This is a genomic window from Hymenobacter sp. BT730 (assembly GCF_030542105.1).
Classification (GTDB): domain Bacteria; phylum Bacteroidota; class Bacteroidia; order Cytophagales; family Hymenobacteraceae; genus Hymenobacter.
Window position 1 is genome coordinate 824,132 of the sequence record NZ_JAUOFB010000001.1, and the last position, 18,310, is coordinate 842,441.

The following is an 18,310-nucleotide window of genomic DNA, read 5'->3' on the forward strand; positions in this document are numbered from 1 at the left end:
CCTTTTTTATGCGCTACAAAGTGTGCAGCAGATGAAGGTAATAAAAGCAAATGGGGCTAACAGGGGCTTGTCAGCCGGCTGCAGCCTTGTGCTTATTGGGCCGGGGCGTGGTCGTAGTTCAGCATCCAGGGCATCCCGAACCGGTCGGTAAACATGCCAAAGGTGGCGCCCCAGAATGTTTCTTCCAGGGGCATAGTAATGGTGCCGCCTGCTGAGAGCTTGGCAAACCACGTAGCAATTTCCTCAGCGCTGCTGCAGTTCAACGACAGGGCAATAGCATTGCCCTGCGTAACGGCGTGCATGCCGCCATCCGAAGCCATCAGCTCCAGGATGTCGTTTTTCAGGCTGGCGTGCATAACCCCTTGCTGCGCGTCGGCCGGCATCTTATCTGCCATGGGCGAATCGCCAAAGGTGCTGATCAGCAGTTCCCCGCCCAGGCACTGCTGATAGAAGGTCATAGCATCCCGGCAGTTGCCATTGAAAGTGAGGTAGGGGGTGAGTCGGGTTTTGCTCATGGGTTAGAGAGAAAAGTGGGATAGAAGCAGGTTGATTTGCTAACAAAATTAGCTAAACGGTTTGGCTTTACTATCTAAAAGACAATAAAATTAGTATATATAATTTTGGCCATCGTGAGGTGCGTTTTCAACAGAGCAAATGCCTGCCCCTGGCATCTACTTTCAGCCTTAGCCAGTTGATTGTTTACGGCAGCACCTGTACCTGAGACTTGTCATAGAGCCTCTCCCAATCCTGCCGCAGAATGGCATACAGATATTCATCCTCAAACTCTCCCTGCTCATTTACACCCGACTCGCGCATCACGCCTTCCAACTGAAAGCCGGGCGTTTTCTCAATGGAGCGTTTGGAAGCGAAGTTGGATACCCGGCAGCCGGTAGCCACGCGGTGCAGCCCCAGGATTTCAAAGGCCAGATAAAACAGGTGAGGCTTGCTGCGCGGCGTAACGCCCCGGCCCCGCATGTGCTGGAATACGTCGGCACCGGTGGAGCCGGCTCTCTCCTCGTAGCTGTCCACGCTCAACAGGGTCATGCCGGCCAGCTCGCCGTGCAACAGGGAGTAGAAACCGAAGTTGGTGCGGCGGCCATTTTCATAGCGCGGCAGGTAGTTGCGGAATAGCTCCTCCAGCATGGGGCGCGAATCAGCATACCCCTGGAAGAGCATGACTATATCCGTCAGGTTGTCCTCATTGATGAGGTGCAGGGTAATGGAGTCGGAATACAGCGCGCGAAACATAAAAGCAGGTAACAAACAGCGAATAGCCGCACAGCACAGGAGCAGAAAGTAACGGGAGTAACTGCCGAAAGCGGAGTGACGGCCGCCCCACCCCCGCGCAGGCGGGGCGTTTGGGTAAGGCGCAGGAGTGGGCCGGCTACTTGCGGCAGTAGTACCAGCCCCGGGCCAGTGGGCCCGCAGTTTGAGGAATGCGCATAGGAAGCAAAATCGGAAGAGAAACGCTTCTAACTCTCCCGGAATCAACGAATATCCCCGGAATTATGCAAGGGCTTCCAGCTGGTATTATTCTGAAACGGATGCGGGAAAAGCAGCTTGCCTGCAGGCAAAGACGTGCTTTGCATTATATTTATCTGTAAATTCCTATATACTCTTTAGTCCGGCGGCATGCACCGCCGGTGCCCCCTGCTGCCTGCCCCGGGCAGGCCCGTTATGCCGGCCGCTTCGGCCCATTACTGTGTTACTACTTGGTATATGTTAATGGAAAAAAACCGCACGCTGCCCCCCATCAGCCTGCGAGGACAGATTCTGCAGCCCCAGGATGCTGGCTACGATGCCGCCCGCCGGCTGTATAATGGAATGATTGATAAGCACCCGGATTTGATTGTGCGCTGCGCCGATGTGGCCGATGTGATTTCCGCCGTCAACTATGCCCGTGAAGAAAACCTGCTGGTAGCCATTCATGGCGGCGGGCACAACGGGGCTGGGCTGGGCATGTGCGATAGGGGCATGGTCATTGACCTGAGCCTGATGCGCGGTATTCATGTAGACCCCGAAGCCCGTACTGTGCTGGTAGAGGGTGGCTGCACCCTCGGCGACGTGGACCACGCCACCCATGCCTTCGGACTGGCACTGCCGGGCGGCATTATCTCCACCACCGGGGTGGCCGGCCTCACCCTGGGTGGCGGCCTGGGCTACCTCACCCGCCAATACGGCCTGACCATTGATAGTCTGCTGGAAGCTGACGTAGTGCTGGCCGATGGCCGTTTGGTAAAGGCCTCGGCCGAGCACAACCCTGATTTATTCTGGGCGCTACGGGGTGGTGGCGGCAATTTTGGGGTGGTAACTTCCTTTCTGTTTCGGGTACACCCCGTAGATACAGTAGTGGCTGGCCCCATGCTCTGGTCTATGGAAGATGCACCCGAGATGCTTCGCTGGTACAGTCGCTTCATCAAAACTGCCCCGGAATCCATCTATGGCTTCTTTGCCTTTCTTATGGTGCCACCCGCCGAGCCCTTCCCCCAGCATCTGCACCTGAAAAAAATGTGCGCCATTGTATGGTGCTATACGGGGGCGCCCTCCGGGGCCGAAGAGGCGTTTCGACCGGCACGGGCGTTCAAAAAGCCGGCCCTGGATCTGGTGGGGCCCTTGCCTATGCCAGCGCTGCAAAGCATGTTCGATGGCCTGTACCCACCCGGCCTGCACTGGTATTGGAAGGCCGATTTTGTAAATGAGCTGCCGGAGGAGGCTATTACTGAGCATATGCGGTTTGGTAACCTGCTGCCCACCATGCACTCCAGCATGCACCTGTACCCCATCAACGGGGCGGCTGCCCGCATTGGCCAGAAGGATACTGCCTGGAACTACCGGAATGCTACCTGGTCTATGGTAATTGTAGGCGTGGACCCTGACCCGGCCAATGATGAGAAGATTACTGCCTGGGCCCGTGCTTACTTCGATGCGCTGCACCCTTACTCGGCGGGCGGGGCCTACGTTAACTTTATGATGGAAGAAGGCGCAGACCGCATCCGGGCTACCTACGGCGCCAACTACGCCCGCCTGTCGTCTATTAAAGCCAAGTATGATCCGCAAAACCTGTTCCGGGTAAACCAGAATATTCAGCCCGCCGAGCGGGAGCATATTTTCACCTGAAGTATTGTAAGGCATGCAAAACCCCAAAGCCTCGGTGTGCGCCGGGGCTTTGGGGTTTTGCATGCCTTACAATACTTCAGGAGTAGCTTTTACGGATTCGCCAGGGCCGCTTTCTCAATGGCTTGGGCGGCGGACAGCGTCATGAGTTTGTATTCGATTCCCAGGCGCCTGGCATTGTCCTCTACCGTAGAATCGAAGCCCGCTTTCTTACGCCGCTGGTTTACCTGGTCGGCATCCTTAATCGGCCAGATAAACGAAACGGTTTCCCGCTGGCCGGTTTGGGCGTTTCGTACACCAAAGCTACGGCCCTGCGTGCCATAGAGCTGCTCTTTTCCTTCCTGCATTAACTGCCGGTCCAGCATGCGGGCATATAGGTAAAAGGGTACCTCGCCTTGGTCAGCCATCTTTTTTATTAGCGGCAGGTACTGCGGAATACGGTTAGAATGCTGAATCACGAGCAGCGCCACCTCATTGGCAGGCACGCCCACCAGGGTTTTGCCCGGGTAGCCGTACTGCGCAATAATCCGGGCAATACGCCTGATGTTAACCGAGTCAATTTCCGTCATGCGCCGGGCTACGTAGGCGCCTGCCTGTTCGCGGGGGATGTTAGCCGCCCGGGCCACCGAATCATAGCCGCTGGCAGTGCTTGTAAGCATGGCCTGCATAATCAGAATACGGTATTTCTGATCTTCGGCGTCTATGCGGTCCAGCTCCAGCTTTAGCGGCTGATTCGGGGTGGTTTGGGCATAGCTGCAGGCGGCCAGCAGGCTCACCAATCCACAGAGAAAAGCTTTCCACATAAACCGGGAAGTTACCGCGCAGAGTCGCCGAAAAGGAAAAGCCACCCCGTTAGCGGGTCTTGCTGAAAACCAGCTTGGGCCTCAGGGAGTTATCCGGGCCGTACAGGCGCAGCTCGTCCCCGCTTATTTCATAGCGCACCGTTTGGGGCAGAGCATTGAGGTAGCGGTCCTCTAAGTTCTGGGCCGGGCAGGTAGCTTTCGTCGATGCCTGCCCGCCGATGGTGAGTGCGCCCTGGGTGCTGCCCAGTGTGTAGGTTCCGCTAAAGGCGTTGCATGGGGCCCGACCGGTAGTCTTCTTGCTCTCCGGGGTGAATTCCAGATAAGAGCGCGCCGACTCAGAATAGCTGGACGTAGCCACCGGTATATCTTCAACCTGCACCAGCATCCAGCGGGTGTTTTCCAGCTTGGCAGCCGGTTCTACATTTTTGTCCAGTCTCTGGCAGGATGCTGCCAAACTAAGGAAACAAAATACAGGAAGTGCGAAGCGCATAAGCAGATAAATAAACGGAGTGGAAGCAGTACATACAGGATAGCCAACTGAGGCGGAAAGGTTGCTTGCTGTCGAAAGTAAAATGCTGCCTTCAGACATATGCGCACCTCACTGGGGGCATGCCCTAAGCATCAAACGGCCAGTAGGATGAGCCAGGTATTTGAGTATCTTCAATCCAAGATATTCTGCCTCTCCCGATATGCTATGAAAACACTATTCTCTGTTGCCGGACTATGCCTGTGGCTTTCGCTAAGTGCCGTGGGCCAGCAGGCCGCCCCCGCGGATATGATTCTGCTAAACGGCAAGGTTTTTACCGCCGATGCTGCCCGGCCCACGGCCGAGGCCCTGGCCATTCGGGGAGAGCGGATAGTGGCCGTGGGCACAACCGCCGAGGTAGCCCAGCTGGCTGGGCCCAACACACGCCGCATTGATGTGCAGGGCCGCACCATTACGCCCGGCTTCAACGATGCGCATAACCACTTCAGCCCCGATCCTCCCGGCGAAGTGCTAACCTTTAAAACCCTGGAGCCTACCTGGGCAGAAGCTGCGAAGGCCATAACAGATGCGGCGCAAAAAGCCCCGGCCGGTACCTGGATTCTGGGCTCCGTGGGCTACACCATTCTCACCAACGAGCAGGTAAACCGCGCCGCTCTGGATAAGCTGGCTCCCAACCACCCCGTACTGCTGCGCGCTTACTACGGCCACGGCTACATTGCCAACTCGCCGGGCCTGAAAAAGCTGAAAATCAAAGAAAAACAGCACGACCCATTGGGTGGCTATCTGGAGCGTACCAGCAACAGGAAGCTCAACGGCCGCTTTTGGGAATATGCCCAGTGGCCATCCTTCCGCACGCTGGCCGAACAAGTGCCTGACTCCGCTGCCATCCATGAGCTGCGCCAGTTGTCGGCTGAGGCCGTGCAGTTCGGTATCACTTCCATGCAGCTCTTCTCGTCTATGCCCATTGAGCGGTTTGCGCGCTTACTGGTGCAGGCCAGGTTGCCGGTGCGCGTGCGGGCTATACCGTTTTCCACTACCACCCCGCAGCAGCGCAACATTTCGGAGGCGCGCCAGCTTGCCAGGCTTAACCCGCAAAGCCCGCAGGTAAAAGCCAGTGGCATTAAATGGGTGCTCGATGGCACGCCTTATGAGCGAGGCGCGGCCCTGCGCCAGCCCTACCAGGACCGCCCCGGCTGGTCGGGAAGGCTGAACTTCAGCGAGGCCGACGTAGCGCGCATGGTGCAGGAGTCCGTGGCGTTACGCCAACAGCTATTGGTGCATTGCGCCGGCGACCGAAGCGCCGAGGTGGTGCTGCAGGCCCTGGAAAACAACGGCCCGGCCGCCAGCTGGCCCGCCCGCCGGGTGCGCATAGAGCACGGCGACGGGGTGATAAACGACCTGATACCGCGGGCAAAGAAACTGGGCGTTGTGGTGGTGCAAAACCCCATGCACTTCTCCGATCCGCAGCTGTTTCACCAGCGCTGGGGCACTAGTATGCAGCCGCTCCGGTCGTTGCTGGCGGCCGGCATACCGGTAGCGCTGGGCTCCGATGGGCCCCTGAATCCTTTCTTGAATATCATGATGGCCAGCCTCACGCCCTCCAACCCGCAAGAGGGCATCACGCGGGAGCAGGCGGTGCAGGCATACACCCACGGCTCTGCCTTCGCCGAATTTGCCGAATCCGACAAAGGCCGCATCGCCCCTGGCCAGCTGGCCGATGTAGTAGTTCTTTCCCAGGATATTTTTACCGTTCCTCCACCCGCTCTGCCCGGTACCAGCAGCGTGCTTACCCTCATCGGGGGCCAGGTGGCGTATGATGCCCACGTGTTAAAGTAGCGCGGTAAGGAAAACAATAGGCAACACCCGGCAGCGTTACCGCACCCGCGTCCAGACCACGGTGCGGCCCAGCAGGGAAATGCCCACGTAGCCGCGCACCACCAGCGTATTGGCATTGCGCAGCTTCAGGGTGCAGGAGTAGGTGTTGCCGCTGTTGGGGTCGTAGATGGTGCCGCCGCGCCAGGCGCCCTGACCATCGTAGCGGAAGTTTTGCAGAATAACGGCGCCCAGCAATTGGCGGCGGCGCAGCTTCGGGTTGGGGTTTTGGGTGTCGTAGCGGGGTGGAGTGGTGGGGCCTACTACTTTGCCATAGAACCGCCCCTTTTGCTCGTAAATTTCCAGGGTGCCCTGCTTATCAGCAGGCATCCACCGCCCCACAATGGCGGTAGCAGCCGGACTGGTTGTGGGCGCGGCACCAGCCAGCATCAGGAGGAACAGGAAAATCAGGAACCGTTTCATTACGCCGGGGAAAACAGAGCAAAGCGCGGCATCTTCCGTTGCTGCCCGCTACTTCCCTAAAACACGGCCGGAGCATGGGTAGTGCCCGGGTCGTCGGTCTGCCAGCCTGTTTATAGCGTGATACCGAAATGCTCCAGCAAGGCACTGTGGTAGGCTTGCTCATCTGCCAGGACGTACTCCGTGGCTATACCGTTCCGGGTTATTTTTAGCGTCTGGCCGGTTAGGGTAATGCGGCCATCCGGGGTAAGTAGGCTGCACACGCTTTTCTGAGTGAAGTGCGACGCCGGGCTGGTCTGGTGGTAATGGCACATGGGCGCAAACTCAGCCAGGCAGCGGGGTGTCAGGCTGAACATGTACTCGGGTACCCAGCCGTCTGGCGTCAGGTGCTCTACCACCAGATAGTCGGCATCCAGGCAGCTAATCCGGAACTGACCGCGGGCATCCTGCTGCGGCTGCCGGAGCTGCAGCTGTAAAGGTTGCTGGGCAAAATCTCCAAACCCCACATCTACCAGATAATCTTCTTTCTCCAACGTCACTACCAGCGCCAGGTGGTCGTATTCCGGGCTGTAGGTCTGGTTTTTGCTGTCATAAACCCTGGCCGAAACCTGCTTCACTTCATACCCCAGTGCCTGGAGCAACTCACAAAACAGCCCGTTCAGCTCGTAGCAAAAGCCGCCGCGCCGGTGCGTAACGATTTTGTCAAAGGTGTTGGCTAAGTCAATGCGCCGGCCCAGGTGAATATCCAGATTCTCGAAGGGCACTGCCAGTAAATGGGCCTGCTGAAGCGCTTGCAGCGCGGCCAGTGAAGGGGGCATGGCAGCCGCAACACCAATTCTGGCCAGGTAGGCTGCCGTGTTCATCAGAGGGAATAACGAAAAGCTACAGCGCCAGCAAAGCCTGCTTAGCCGATTCTTCCCGATGGAAAGCGGCTACCAGACCGCCGGGAATCTTGGCAATGGCCTCCTGCGTGGAGCGGCGACTGTAAAAATCCTGGGAGTAAACCACCGCATGGTAGCGCAAGCCCGCCTCTACCGCCCTGGGGTACCAGTCGTGGGCCAGCCAATCGGCCTGGCTTACCCAAATGCCCTGAATAGCATAGTGGTTGTCCAGCAGCCGGGCGCAGCGCTCATGGCCCAACGCCTGCAGAATCTGTTCATAGCCCTCCCGAATAGTCTCGTCCGTTTGCTCACCCCGCCACACCGCATGGAGGTACTCCTCCACTACATCATATTCCAGGGTCAGAAAATCAAGCTGATACAGTACTCGGTGGCGCATGGGAAGCAAAAGGGTGGCCGCGAATATAAAAAGGACGACCTTATTCTGCTATAGTACCATACCGTCGTCGGGGTAATATATTCCAAAGGAATACAATATTAAGTTGAAATAGATATATTTATTGATGAAATATTTATAATTTATTGTCTGTCCTTTTTAGACCCGCCGACACTTATGGAACAGCAGCTACCGCCACCCGCCCAGTTAATGCAAATGCTGTTTGGCTTTGCTGCCTCCCGGGCCATTGGCGTTGCCGCCGAGCTGGGTATTGCCGATTTATTGCAGGATGGCGCCAAAAGTGCGGAAGAGCTAGCCCAACAAACCGGCTCCCATGCCCGCTCCCTATACCGCGTGCTGCGGGCCTGCGCCAGCGTGGGCGTATTTACTGAAGACGAGAACCAGGGCTTCGCCCTCACGCCCCTGGCGCAGCCGCTACGGAGCAACGCGCCCGGCAGCCTGCGGGCCTTTGCCACCATGATAACCACCGACTGGCAGTTTCAAACCTGGGCTCAGCTACCCTACAGCGTCCGGACCGGCAAACCCGCCTTCGACGAAGTGCATGGCATGACTTCCTTCGATTATTTCTGGTCGAATGAGAAAGCCGGGAAGGTGTTTAATGATGCCATGACCAGCAACAGCGCCCACGCCAGCGCCGCCGTAGTAGAGGCATACGACTTTTCTCCCTTCTCGCGGCTGGTAGATGTGGGTGGTGGCCACGGCATTCTGCTGGCTTCTATCCTGAAGAAATACCCGCAGCTGCACGGTGTGCTCTACGATGTGCCCGCCGTAGCGGAAGCTGCCCAAACCCTGCTGGAAGCGCACGGCGTAGCCGACCGGTGCGAACGACAGAGCGGCGACTTTTTCCAGACGGTACCCGCCGGTGGCGACGCCTACATCATGAAGCACATCATTCATGACTGGAACGATGCCCAATGCATTACCATCCTGCAGAATTGCCGCCAGGCCATGCCCGCCGATGGCAAAGTGCTGGTAGTAGAAATTGTGGTGCCTGAAGGCAATGCGCCTTCCATGGGCAAGTTCCTGGACTTGCAGATGCTCCTGTATCTGCCCGGCTGCGAGCGGACCGAGCAGGAATACCGCCGGTTGTTCGATCAGGCGGGCCTGGAGCTGGCGCGGGTCATTCCCACCAGGTCGCCGTTCAGTATTCTGGAAGGCGTGGCAAAGTAAGCAGGTGAGCCAGCTTACGGCACGCGCGTCCAGGTAACGGTGCGGCCCAGCAGGGAAATGCCGATGTAGCCGCGCACCACCAGCGTATTGGCATTGCGCAGCTTCAGCGTGCTGGAGTACGTGTTGCCGCTGTTGGGGTCGTAGATGGTGCCATCTTTCCAGGTGCCCTGGCCATCGTAGCGGAAGTTTTTTAGGATCACCGCACCCAGCATGGGGCGGGTGCGCAGTTTGGGGTCGGGGTTGTGCGTATCGAGGCGGCGGGGTTTGGTGGGGCCTACCACTTTACCGTAGAAGCGCCCTTGGCGCTCATAAATTTCCAGCATACCGCGCTTGTCGGCCGGCTGCCAGCGGCCCACAATGGCCGTGGCTGCCGGTTTGTTTTCGGCTCCGGCAAACACCAAAAGCCATAGAAGAAGCAACAGTTTCATGCGAAAGGAACAAAAAGAAAGCAGTAGCCGGTAGGCTACCTGCCCTTCTACGCAGAACACGGCCTATGCCGGTAGCCGGTGCGCCCGGCAGTAGGCCAGTAGCGGCGTCTTTTGTGCGCCGGATGCTGTCTGAACGCCAATAGGCCGCTACCTTTCGCCATTCATTTTCATTACCCTTTATCCCATCGTTACTTACAGATGCGCATTCTATCCGGGGCCTGGATGCTGGCCCTTACCGTGCTGCCCCTGCTCAGCCAGGCCCAGGACACCAAGAAAGTGGTGAAATACCATCAGTTTCCCGAAATACCCCAGTACCGCGAAGAGTACTCGGTGCTGAAAGATGACCGCAACATCCGGCACGGCGAGTACAAGCAGTTTGACCTGAGAGCCCAGACCCCCAGCGTGGCGGGCTTCTACAACCAGGGCCGCAAGGACAGCATCTGGCACCATTATTATTATGGGCCCGACCAGAAGGTGCAGAGCAAAGGCCGCTACCGCAACGATGAGCCGGTGGGCGTGTGGGAGTTCTACACCTACCAGGGCAAGCTGGAGCAGCAGTATGACTTTACCCGGCGGCAGCTGGTGATGAATGACCCCGACAAAACGAACATTACCTTCCGCCCCCTGGCCAGTGGGGCCCCGCTGGAGCTGAACCCCGTCTACATAGGGGGCTTTGCAACGGTGAAACGGCTCATGAGCCAAACGGTCCGCTTTCCCGTGCAGGCGCTGCGAAAAGGGGTGAGCGGCACAGCCATAATAGCCTTCACGCTGGAAGCCGACGGCAAAACCAGCAACTACCGGGTAGTGCAGTCGGTGGGATATGGGATAGAGGAAGAAGTAATACGAGTAGCGCAGGTCATCACGGCGGGTTGGCTGCCCGCTTCGGTAGCCGGCCGGCCGGTGGCCGCCGAAGTGCAGATGCCCTTCGAGTTCCGGAGCCTACCCAGCCAATAGCGCCTCAAACACCCTTTCCGGCAGAGTGCTACCTGTTGGGCTGACCTGCTTCCCCTGTAAAAACATTCATAGCCCCGAAAAGCAGCATATGCCGCAACCGCCCCGACTGATGTTTGGGCAGAGGTGCGTAGCTTGCTCTTACCACCGACTCCCGTGCGCGTATGACCCTCGATGAACGTAACCGCCTGGCGGTGCTGGAATCTTACGATATCCTGTATTCCGCACAGGAAAAGCTGTTTGACGACCTGGTAGAGCTGGCCGCCTACATTTTCAGCGTGCCCGTGGCCCGCATTGCCTTCATTCACGAGAAGAACGTGTGGCACAAAGCCAGTGTGGGCATGCCCGCGCAGGAGCTTCTGGCCCTGGAGCAAACCCTCTGCACTAAAGCCATAGCGGCCGAGGAGCCGGTGCTGGTATTCGAGGATCTGGCCGCCGAGCCCGGGCCGGGCACCGCCACCACCCAGGAGCGCAACGTACGGTTTTATGCCGGCGTGCCGGTGCGCACCCCGCTGGGTATTCCCATTGGTACGGTGTGCCTGGCCGGGTATGAGCCGCGCCAGCTCACCGGCCCCGAGCAGCAGCTCCTCGCCCAACTCGCCGACCTGGTGATGCGGGCCCTGGAAGCACGCCGCCAGCTGCACAGCGCCCAAAATACCGACGGCTGGGACCGGCTCCGCGAGGAAGCCGAAGAAGTGCTGCACAACCAAATGGCCGTGGTGCGTTACCTCAAAGCCCGCAGTGACGGCCAGGTGCCCGTGCCCACCGAGCTGCTGGAACCCATTGCCAAGCGCCTGGAAGAAGTAGCCGAAGTGCTGACGGTGGAGCAGGAAGGGGAGGAGTAGCTTGGAGGCTTCCTCCACCTGTTTATATCAGTCATAGATGTGCACCAACAGGGGTTATGTCGGATGTGGAAACAGACTGATGTTTTCTCCAAGTAATACAGAATGGCAATACCCCTACTATAAATAATAAACTGCCGACTACAGCCAGTTGTAACTTTCCAACGGGATTAGAAGATATGCTATATAAAAGGTTAATAGCGGTTGTTACCACTGGTTCTTTATAGAAACCGCTTAGGCCAAAGACAAGAGGTTGGCTAAGGAACAGCATCAACGGAATTAATAGGCTCTCCCTTCGGTGCCAGACGACGATACCAGACAAAGTACAGGCAATGAGCAATGCTAGAAAGGTGGCTTTAGCATCTCTTAGCTCTAGTTCCAAAATCAACTGTGCGAAGGAATCGAAGCCGGGTGGTAAAGAAAAGTGGGCTGCATATTCCTGGCCGTAATGGGTTTGCAGTTCAGTCAAGCGCTGGACTAAATCAATATACTGAATCAGAAACAGCTGCTGCATTCCCAGTACTAAGAAGGGCACACTAATCATATGCAGAGCTAATAAGCGCCAAGTAATTGGCTTGAGGCGGATAGCCATATTCGCTAAACTGATACAGCTACAAGAGATGCCTGCTCAATCTTGACCTGCAATTCATCCATTCGTTCGGCGGCTTGTGTGCGTGTGCCAACATCAAGAGATTCTGCTAACTGCTGGCGGGCAGCCTGTAGCCAGGTGCTAGCCTCGCTTAGTTGGCCTTCGGCCCAAGCAACGGCGGCACGGGCAAATAGCCCTTCTTCCTTACTATAGGGCTTTACTTCCTGGGCACGATTGAGCCAGTGGCGGGCTTGTTCGGTATCATATGTATGCAAGGCTGCAACATATGCGGCCTCTCCTAATATGTATTGTTGGAACGCCACGGGAGCTAAATGGCGGCGGTCTAACGCTTCGTTAAGATGCAGCCGGATAGCTTCTAAGTCGTTACAGTCGTGATAGTAACAATAGGCATAATAGTGCGCGTAGCAGTCCAAGACACTGTTGCTGTGGTTGCTGAGCAGCTTCTCAACAATGGTAGCATTCCAGTCGCGGGGGCGGGTACCATTGTGCGACAGACTGGAAAGCTGGAGTGCTGCCAGCTGCTGGTGCATAGCGGGGCCACCCTGCATTAAATGCAACAGGTGCTTGCCATCAATGATATGGCCCGATTTTAATTTGAGAGGCAGCAAATTTAGTGTACCAATTACCACTGACATCCAGCCAAATACCAGTAGGGTGTAGTGCAGCAGATACCCGGTGAAGGGGAAAGGAGGAGAATAGGGTACCCACATGTAGGCCGCATACAGTGCTAGCGCCCCGGTGAGCAGGTTGGCACTTGGCCCGCCAACAAGAAGCAGGGCATAGCGGCTGCGCAGATTGCGGCTGTCAGATGCTAGTACCTGTACCATACCACTTAGCCCCTTTTTCGGCTTACGAAACCGGACTTGCCAGCCAGAAGCCCTCCGGGAAATATGGAGCCGACTGACGTTAAAGCTCAGAATTTGAAAGCGAGTCAGTAGAGCCCCCACCACATGGCCTGCCTCGTGCAAAAAAACAAGCAACAGATACGATGCAGGTAGGACCAAAGCCCAGCCCAGCATAAGTAAAGGCCAAGGTAGATTTACACGGAGCGCCTGCATTTGGAGCTGCTCGAACCCGTTGCTGATGTTTTGGCGAAATAGATAGGCAAGCTCGAGCCCTAATAAAATCCAAAAAAATAGGCTTCTACGCTTCTCTTGTTCGGGTGTTCGGGGAGCATCGGGCTTAGAAAAATCAAGCATAAACTGCGTGGATAGGAGTGCTAATAATTGAGGGCAATAAAAATAGGCGCTATTCCCGAAGAAACAGCGCCTATCCGGCAAAGCACTACAATGGTTCTACACCCCCACCTTCTCCTCACTCCCCAACTCACTCAAAATCCGCTTAGCGGCCTGCACGCTTTTCACTTCCTCGAAGGAAATAATCAGTTGCTCTTTGCGCTCTTTCATGCTGGCCGAGCGGGGGTGGGTTTGCACGTAGCTGAGCACGTTGCCGAAGACGTTGCCCTGGAAGTAGGCCTCGTTGTTGGTGGCCGGGATGTAGCCTTTCATGTGGTTCTTCTTCAGCGTGAGCTTCTCGAAGCCCACCTGGCAGGCCTGCCAGCGCAGGCGCACAATGTCGGCCAGCTGCTCTACTTCCTGGGGTAGCGGCCCGAAGCGGTCCACAATGCCGGCCACCAGCTTGCGCAGCTCCTCGGGGCCTTTCACGCGGTCCAGCTTGCTATACAGCTGCAGGCGCTCCGAGACGTTGCTCACGTAGTGGTCGGGAATCAGGATTTGCAGGTCCGTTTCTATGTTGCACTCCTTGGGGCCTTTGGTGGCGGCGGCTTCCTGCAGGCGCTGGGTAGGGTCGCCGAGGAACAGGTCGCGGAACTCGGTTTCCTTCAGCTCCGTCACGGCCTCGTCCAGAATCTGGTGGTAGGTCTCAAAGCCCAGGTCATTAATAAAGCCCGACTGCTCGCCGCCCAGCAGGTTGCCCGCGCCCCGGATATCCAGGTCGCGCATGGCTACTTTGAAGCCGTCGCCGAGGTCGGAGAATTCTTCCAGGGTACTCAGGCGCTTGCGGGCATCGGAGGGCAGGCCCGCCACCGGGGGCGTGAGCAGGTAGCAGTAGGCCTTCTTGTTGGAGCGGCCCACGCGCCCGCGCATCTGGTGCAAATCACTCAGCCCGAAGAGATGGGCGCGGTTGATGATGATGGTGTTGGCGTTGGGAATATCCAGACCCGACTCAATGAGGTTGGTGCTCACCAGCACATCGTACTCGCCGTCCACAAACTTCATCATGCGCTTTTCCAGCAGGTCGCCCTCCATCTGCCCGTGGATGTAGGTCACGCGGGCATCGGGCACCAGGCGCAGCACCATGTTGGCCAGCTCTTCAATGTCCTTCACGCGGTTGTGCACGAAAAACACCTGCCCGCCGCGCTTTATTTCGCGGGCCACCGCGTCGCGAATCAGCAGCTCATCGAATACGTGCAGCTCCGTTTGCACGGGCTGGCGGTTGGGTGGGGGCGTGGCAATAACGCTCAGGTCGCGGGCGCCCATGAGGGAGAAGTGCAGCGTGCGCGGAATGGGCGTGGCCGAGAGGGTGAGCGTGTCTACGTTCACCTTCAGCTCCTTGAGCTTGTCCTTGGTTTTCACCCCGAACTTCTGCTCTTCATCAATGATAAGCAGGCCCAGGTCTTTGAACTTGATATCCTTGTTGGTGAGGCGGTGCGTGCCGATGAGGATGTCGGTTTTGCCCTCGGCCACGCGGCCCAGCGTTTCCTTAATCTGCTTGGTGCTCTTAAAGCGGTTCACGTACTCCACCGTTACGGGCAGGGCCGAGAGCCGCTCCCGGAACGTTTTGTAGTGCTGCATGGCCAGAATGGTGGTGGGCACCAGCACGGCCACCTGCTTGCCATCGGCCACGGATTTGAAGGCGGCCCGAATGGCTACTTCCGTCTTGCCAAAGCCCACGTCGCCGCACACGAGGCGGTCCATGGGGTGGGGCTGCTCCATGTCGCGCTTCACGTCCTCGGTGGCGCGGCCCTGGTCGGGCGTGTCCTCGTAAATGAACGACGACTCCAGCTCGGCCTGCATAAAGGAGTCGTGGGCGAAGGCATGGCCGGGCGCGGTTTTGCGCTTGGCGTACAGCCGAATCAGCTCGGCCGCAATGTCCTTCACCTTTTTCTTAACGGACTTCTTCTTGTTTTCCCACTCCGGCGAGCCCAGCTTGCTCATGGTAGGCGGCGTGCCCTCGGCCCCGCTGTACTTGGCAATTTTGTGCAGGGCGTGTATGCTCACGGTCAGCACGTCGTCGTCGCGGTATACCAGGCGGATAGCCTCCTGCAGCCGGTCGTTGATTTCTACCTGCGTGAGGCCCGCAAAGCGGGCAATACCGTAGTCCTGGTGCACCACGTAGTCGCCGGGCACCAGTGTACGCAGCTCCTTTAGGGTGAGGGCCTTTTTCTTGGAGAACTTGCGGCCTTCTTGCGCCCGGTAGAAGCGCTCAAACAGCTGGTGGTCGGTGTACACTACCAGCTTCAGCATGTCATCAATAAAACCTTCGCGCAAACCCAGCAACAGGTGCTGAAACTGCACGTTGTTGTCCAGCTCATCAAAGATGGTCCGCAGCCGGTCCGCTTGCCGCACAGATTCCGCCCCGATGATATTGACGTAGCCCTTCTCCTGGTTCTCGTGCAGGTTTTTCACCAGCCGGTTGAAGTCCTTGTTAAACGAAGGCTGGGGCTTGGCGCTGAACTGGAAATCCTCGCCGCCCTTGAAGTGGAAGCGCTTGCCGAACTCCACAATGGGGAAGTTCTCCAGCAGCTTTTTGAATGATTTGCCCGTTTCGAACAAGTCTTCCGGCTTGCTCACAATCTGCATGCCGCCGGCGCCTTCCAGCATTTCCTTAAAGCCCTGTTCGGCGCGGTCAAAGGATTCCTCCACTACATCCAGCGTCTGGCGCACATCCTTGGCCCAGATGGCGGTGTTCTTCGGAATGAAGTCCAGAAATGCCTCGCGCGTCTCCTGCAGCAGCTTGGTCTGCACGTTGGGAATAATGCTCACCTGCTGCCGCTTCTCCACCGAAAGCTGGCTCTCCGGGTCAAACGTCCGGATGGTCTCCACCTCGTCCCCAAACAATTCAATACGGTAGGGTAGCTCATTGGCGTACGAGAAGATGTCCACAATACCGCCGCGCACCGCAAACTGCCCCGCCTCATACACAAAGTCCGAGCGCTCGAAGTCGTACTCCGCCAGCATGTCGCTGATGAAGTTCACGTCCAGCTTGTCGCCCACCTTCACAATGAAAGTGTTAGCAACTAAGCTCTTCTTGTTGATAACCTTCTCGAACAGCGCCTCCGGGTACGTTACGATAAGCGCGCCGGCCGTGTCCTTTACGCTGATTTTCTTGCTCCGGGCTTTGCCGTCGCCTTCCGGCAGGGCGTCGTCGGCATCTTCGGCGGCCTGCTCGGCGGTGGTTTTGGGGCCGCGGTGGGAGTTGAGCTTATTCAGCACTTCGGCCCGCATCAGCACGTTGGCGTTTTCCGTCTCATCGAAGGCGTAGGGGCGCTTGTAGGAGCTGGGGAAAAGGAGAGGCTCCTCATCGGGCACCAGGTGCTGCAGGTCGGCCAGAAAGTAGGCCGCCTCGTCCCGGTCGTGCAGAATAAACAGGTGGTGCTGATCGGGAAAGTCCTGGTGCAGGGCGGCGGCCAGCACGGCATCCTGGCTGCCCACCAGGCCGCGCAAATGCAGGTGCACGGGTGCTTCCGGGGCTTTGGCCTCGGCGCGTAGGCTGTTGCGCGTGGCCGGGTTCAGGCGGGCACCTACGGTCAGCACGGTAGGGTCCAGGGTATAGAGCTTGAGGAAATCGGAGACCTGCAAAACGAATATCGGCTAGGAGGCAAAACAACGGGAGAAGCCCGGCCGAATGAGAATCCGGTCGGGCTGGGGGTGGTAGCAATACCACAGCCAAGGTCCGAAAGTTTCCGGGATGTGCTATTAAGACTTCTATTGTTGAGCTTGGTGAAAACTATAGCGGAAAGTCTATATCTTAGTCCTCTGCTCTCCCCACCCATCCCACCGTTGCCGTATGGACCCCACCCGTAACCCCGCCCCGGACCCCGAATTTGACCTTGACGCCTGGGAGCGTTGGCAACAAGCCCGCCATGCCTGGCTGGCCATCTACCGGCAGCGCTGCCTGGCCGCCGTGCAGGCTGCCCGGCCCTATACCCGGGAGGTGCCAGTGCGGGGCACGGCCTGCGCATTACCCTCGGCGGCCCCTCGTTCCTAGCCGTTAGCCGCGTACCTTCGTTCTTTCGTTCAAAGGTATTTTTCTGCGTGCGCGGCTCTTCTCACCTGGCCATTGGCCTTATTACCGGCATAGCCGTGGCCGGCCTGGTGCCTGGCGTGCCCTTTTCTCCGGCCAGCATTGCCCTGGCGGGCTTCTCGGCCCTGGCTCCCGATTTAGACCACCCCAGCTCCCGCCTCAGCAAGCGCCTGGGCTTTGCCCAGAACTACGTGCGCTGGGCGTTTGTGCTGGTGGGCATTGCCATAGCGGCCTACACGCACTACCAGCTGCTGGACGCCGACCGGCGCATGGGCTTTACCACCGCGCTGGCTTTTGGTATGGTGGGCGCGGCCATGCAGGGCGGCTCGGCGCGCAAGCTGGCGCTCATGTTCACGGGCCTGTGCACCGTAGTAGCGGGGCTGTATACCGGTATGCTCTGGCTGAGTATGCTGGGCACATTTGTATCTGTGGCGCCCTTCACCAGCCACCGCACCTGGACGCACACCATCTGGGCCGCTGCGCTCTGGACGTACATCGGGCACCTGGCCAACCAAACCCTGGGCTGGCACGGCGTAGCGCTGTTTGCCGGCGGCGGCTACCTGTCCCACCTGCTGGCCGATACGCTCACCAAGTCCGGCGTAAAGTATTTTATGCCCATTTCCGATTTGGCTATTAAATTGCCGCTCATACGGACGGGTTCAGCAATGGGAAATTTGCTGGAAGTAGCAGTTTGCGGAATATATGGTGCGGTAGTAATGTTGCTGATAGTGAGTAGAATGAAATTCTAAAGCGCTCAGTATTGTTATCAGCGTAAAGGCGGTTTTTGCGGTTCGTATGCGCCCACATATTGCACTTAAAAGGCTTGGCTGTTCTGTAGGCGCCGCCTTGGTAAGCTCGACAGTAAACTTGTACTTTATTATTGGAAGCTGGAGTATATGCTTGGTTAAATATCGGTTTTCACTGCAAAATTAGTTCCTGGAAAGTATGCATAAATATAATTATTAATAGAATGACTTTGCGGTATGTAGTCTTAATATCAAAGAGTTAGCATATTAAATTTATATTATGTATTTTATGCATACTTCGTACCT

At 57.5% G+C, this 18,310-nt stretch carries 18 protein-coding genes; 7 read left to right on the plus strand and 11 right to left on the minus strand.

Annotation, left to right across the window (positions count from 1 at the left end):
- Positions 1-92: 92 nt before the first annotated feature.
- Together Q4G72_RS03560 and Q4G72_RS03565 are read right to left on the minus strand one after the other, a co-directional pair.
- Positions 93-515: a VOC family protein gene (locus Q4G72_RS03560; protein ID WP_303310059.1), complete on the minus strand. Its 423-nt coding sequence runs from the start codon at positions 513-515 to the stop codon at positions 93-95.
- Between the two features lie 184 nt (positions 516-699).
- Positions 700-1,248 (minus strand): GNAT family N-acetyltransferase, encoded by a 549-nt coding sequence (locus Q4G72_RS03565; RefSeq protein WP_303310060.1) that lies wholly within the window; start codon positions 1,246-1,248, stop codon positions 700-702.
- Between the two features lie 477 nt (positions 1,249-1,725).
- Between Q4G72_RS03565 and Q4G72_RS03570 the strand changes: the two genes are divergently transcribed.
- A complete protein-coding gene (locus Q4G72_RS03570; protein ID WP_303310061.1) occupies positions 1,726-3,117 on the plus strand; it encodes an FAD-binding oxidoreductase in 1,392 nt (463 codons plus the stop codon).
- 89 nt (positions 3,118-3,206) lie between these two features.
- Here the strand turns inward: Q4G72_RS03570 and Q4G72_RS03575 are convergent, their stop codons facing one another.
- A complete protein-coding gene (locus tag Q4G72_RS03575) occupies positions 3,207-3,917 on the minus strand; it encodes a DUF6624 domain-containing protein (protein ID WP_303310062.1) in 711 nt (236 codons plus the stop codon).
- 49 nt (positions 3,918-3,966) lie between these two features.
- Positions 3,967-4,371, minus strand: coding sequence for an META domain-containing protein (locus Q4G72_RS03580; protein WP_303310063.1), 405 nt, complete (start codon positions 4,369-4,371; stop codon positions 3,967-3,969).
- 240 nt (positions 4,372-4,611) lie between these two features.
- Between Q4G72_RS03580 and Q4G72_RS03585 the strand changes: the two genes are divergently transcribed.
- Positions 4,612-6,240 carry an amidohydrolase gene (locus tag Q4G72_RS03585; RefSeq protein ID WP_303310064.1) on the plus strand — a complete coding sequence of 543 codons (1,629 nt, stop codon included), beginning with the start codon at positions 4,612-4,614 and terminating at the stop codon, positions 6,238-6,240.
- 36 nt (positions 6,241-6,276) lie between these two features.
- Here Q4G72_RS03585 and Q4G72_RS03590 read toward each other — a convergent pair whose 3' ends face one another.
- The 3 genes from Q4G72_RS03590 to Q4G72_RS03600 all read right to left on the minus strand — a co-directional run bounded on the left by Q4G72_RS03590 (position 6,277) and on the right by Q4G72_RS03600 (position 7,974).
- Positions 6,277-6,699 (minus strand): DUF2147 domain-containing protein, encoded by a 423-nt coding sequence (locus tag Q4G72_RS03590; protein WP_303310065.1) that lies wholly within the window; start codon positions 6,697-6,699, stop codon positions 6,277-6,279.
- A gap of 110 nt (positions 6,700-6,809) precedes the next feature.
- Complete coding sequence (locus Q4G72_RS03595; protein WP_303310066.1) at positions 6,810-7,559, minus strand: arylamine N-acetyltransferase family protein; 750 nt, start codon at positions 7,557-7,559, stop codon at positions 6,810-6,812.
- Between the two features lie 19 nt (positions 7,560-7,578).
- Positions 7,579-7,974, minus strand: coding sequence for a hypothetical protein (locus Q4G72_RS03600; RefSeq protein ID WP_303310067.1), 396 nt, complete (start codon positions 7,972-7,974; stop codon positions 7,579-7,581).
- A gap of 174 nt (positions 7,975-8,148) precedes the next feature.
- Here Q4G72_RS03600 and Q4G72_RS03605 point away from each other — a divergent pair, with 174 nt between their 5' ends.
- The gene (locus Q4G72_RS03605; protein WP_303310068.1) at positions 8,149-9,162 is read left to right on the plus strand and encodes a methyltransferase; all 1,014 of its coding nucleotides are present in this window, start codon (positions 8,149-8,151) and stop codon (positions 9,160-9,162) included.
- A gap of 14 nt (positions 9,163-9,176) precedes the next feature.
- Here Q4G72_RS03605 and Q4G72_RS03610 read toward each other — a convergent pair whose 3' ends face one another.
- Positions 9,177-9,590, minus strand: coding sequence for a DUF2147 domain-containing protein (locus tag Q4G72_RS03610; RefSeq protein WP_303310069.1), 414 nt, complete (start codon positions 9,588-9,590; stop codon positions 9,177-9,179).
- A 198-nt stretch (positions 9,591-9,788) separates the two neighbouring features.
- On the opposite strand from Q4G72_RS03610, the gene Q4G72_RS03615 reads away from it, so the two are divergent.
- Both Q4G72_RS03615 and Q4G72_RS03620 read left to right on the plus strand, forming a co-directional pair.
- Entirely contained in the window at positions 9,789-10,544 is a 756-nt protein-coding gene (locus Q4G72_RS03615) for an energy transducer TonB (protein ID WP_303310070.1), read from the plus strand.
- Positions 10,545-10,705: 161 nt separating this feature from the next.
- Positions 10,706-11,386, plus strand: coding sequence for a GAF domain-containing protein (locus tag Q4G72_RS03620; protein WP_303310071.1), 681 nt, complete (start codon positions 10,706-10,708; stop codon positions 11,384-11,386).
- Between the two features lie 31 nt (positions 11,387-11,417).
- Here Q4G72_RS03620 and Q4G72_RS03625 read toward each other — a convergent pair whose 3' ends face one another.
- The 3 genes from Q4G72_RS03625 to mfd form a co-directional block, all read right to left on the minus strand.
- Positions 11,418-11,975: a hypothetical protein gene (locus Q4G72_RS03625; RefSeq protein ID WP_303310072.1), complete on the minus strand. Its 558-nt coding sequence runs from the start codon at positions 11,973-11,975 to the stop codon at positions 11,418-11,420.
- 5 nt (positions 11,976-11,980) lie between these two features.
- Positions 11,981-13,192: a M50 family metallopeptidase gene (locus tag Q4G72_RS03630; protein ID WP_303310073.1), complete on the minus strand. Its 1,212-nt coding sequence runs from the start codon at positions 13,190-13,192 to the stop codon at positions 11,981-11,983.
- Between the two features lie 96 nt (positions 13,193-13,288).
- A complete protein-coding gene (gene mfd / locus Q4G72_RS03635; protein WP_303310074.1) occupies positions 13,289-16,813 on the minus strand; it encodes a transcription-repair coupling factor in 3,525 nt (1,174 codons plus the stop codon).
- A gap of 208 nt (positions 16,814-17,021) precedes the next feature.
- Between mfd and Q4G72_RS03640 the strand changes: the two genes are divergently transcribed.
- Both Q4G72_RS03640 and Q4G72_RS03645 read left to right on the plus strand, forming a co-directional pair.
- Positions 17,022-17,222, plus strand: coding sequence for a hypothetical protein (locus Q4G72_RS03640; RefSeq protein ID WP_303310075.1), 201 nt, complete (start codon positions 17,022-17,024; stop codon positions 17,220-17,222).
- A gap of 47 nt (positions 17,223-17,269) precedes the next feature.
- Positions 17,270-18,007: a metal-dependent hydrolase gene (locus Q4G72_RS03645; protein WP_303310076.1), complete on the plus strand. Its 738-nt coding sequence runs from the start codon at positions 17,270-17,272 to the stop codon at positions 18,005-18,007.
- Positions 18,008-18,310 lie beyond the last annotated feature (303 nt).

Coding starts and splice junctions, on each gene's coding strand:
- Q4G72_RS03560 (WP_303310059.1), bottom strand. CDS start 515: ATGAGCAAAACCCGACTCACCCCCTACCTCACTTTCAATGGCAACTGC.
- Q4G72_RS03565 (WP_303310060.1), bottom strand. CDS start 1,248: ATGTTTCGCGCGCTGTATTCCGACTCCATTACCCTGCACCTCATCAAT.
- Q4G72_RS03570 (WP_303310061.1), top strand. CDS start 1,726: ATGGAAAAAAACCGCACGCTGCCCCCCATCAGCCTGCGAGGACAGATT.
- Q4G72_RS03575 (WP_303310062.1), bottom strand. CDS start 3,917: ATGTGGAAAGCTTTTCTCTGTGGATTGGTGAGCCTGCTGGCCGCCTGC.
- Q4G72_RS03585 (WP_303310064.1), top strand. CDS start 4,612: ATGAAAACACTATTCTCTGTTGCCGGACTATGCCTGTGGCTTTCGCTA.
- Q4G72_RS03590 (WP_303310065.1), bottom strand. CDS start 6,699: ATGAAACGGTTCCTGATTTTCCTGTTCCTCCTGATGCTGGCTGGTGCC.
- Q4G72_RS03595 (WP_303310066.1), bottom strand. CDS start 7,559: ATGAACACGGCAGCCTACCTGGCCAGAATTGGTGTTGCGGCTGCCATG.
- Q4G72_RS03600 (WP_303310067.1), bottom strand. CDS start 7,974: ATGCGCCACCGAGTACTGTATCAGCTTGATTTTCTGACCCTGGAATAT.
- Q4G72_RS03605 (WP_303310068.1), top strand. CDS start 8,149: ATGGAACAGCAGCTACCGCCACCCGCCCAGTTAATGCAAATGCTGTTT.
- Q4G72_RS03610 (WP_303310069.1), bottom strand. CDS start 9,590: ATGAAACTGTTGCTTCTTCTATGGCTTTTGGTGTTTGCCGGAGCCGAA.
- Q4G72_RS03615 (WP_303310070.1), top strand. CDS start 9,789: ATGCGCATTCTATCCGGGGCCTGGATGCTGGCCCTTACCGTGCTGCCC.
- Q4G72_RS03620 (WP_303310071.1), top strand. CDS start 10,706: ATGACCCTCGATGAACGTAACCGCCTGGCGGTGCTGGAATCTTACGAT.
- Q4G72_RS03625 (WP_303310072.1), bottom strand. CDS start 11,975: ATGGCTATCCGCCTCAAGCCAATTACTTGGCGCTTATTAGCTCTGCAT.
- Q4G72_RS03630 (WP_303310073.1), bottom strand. CDS start 13,192: ATGCTTGATTTTTCTAAGCCCGATGCTCCCCGAACACCCGAACAAGAG.
- Q4G72_RS03640 (WP_303310075.1), top strand. CDS start 17,022: ATGGACCCCACCCGTAACCCCGCCCCGGACCCCGAATTTGACCTTGAC.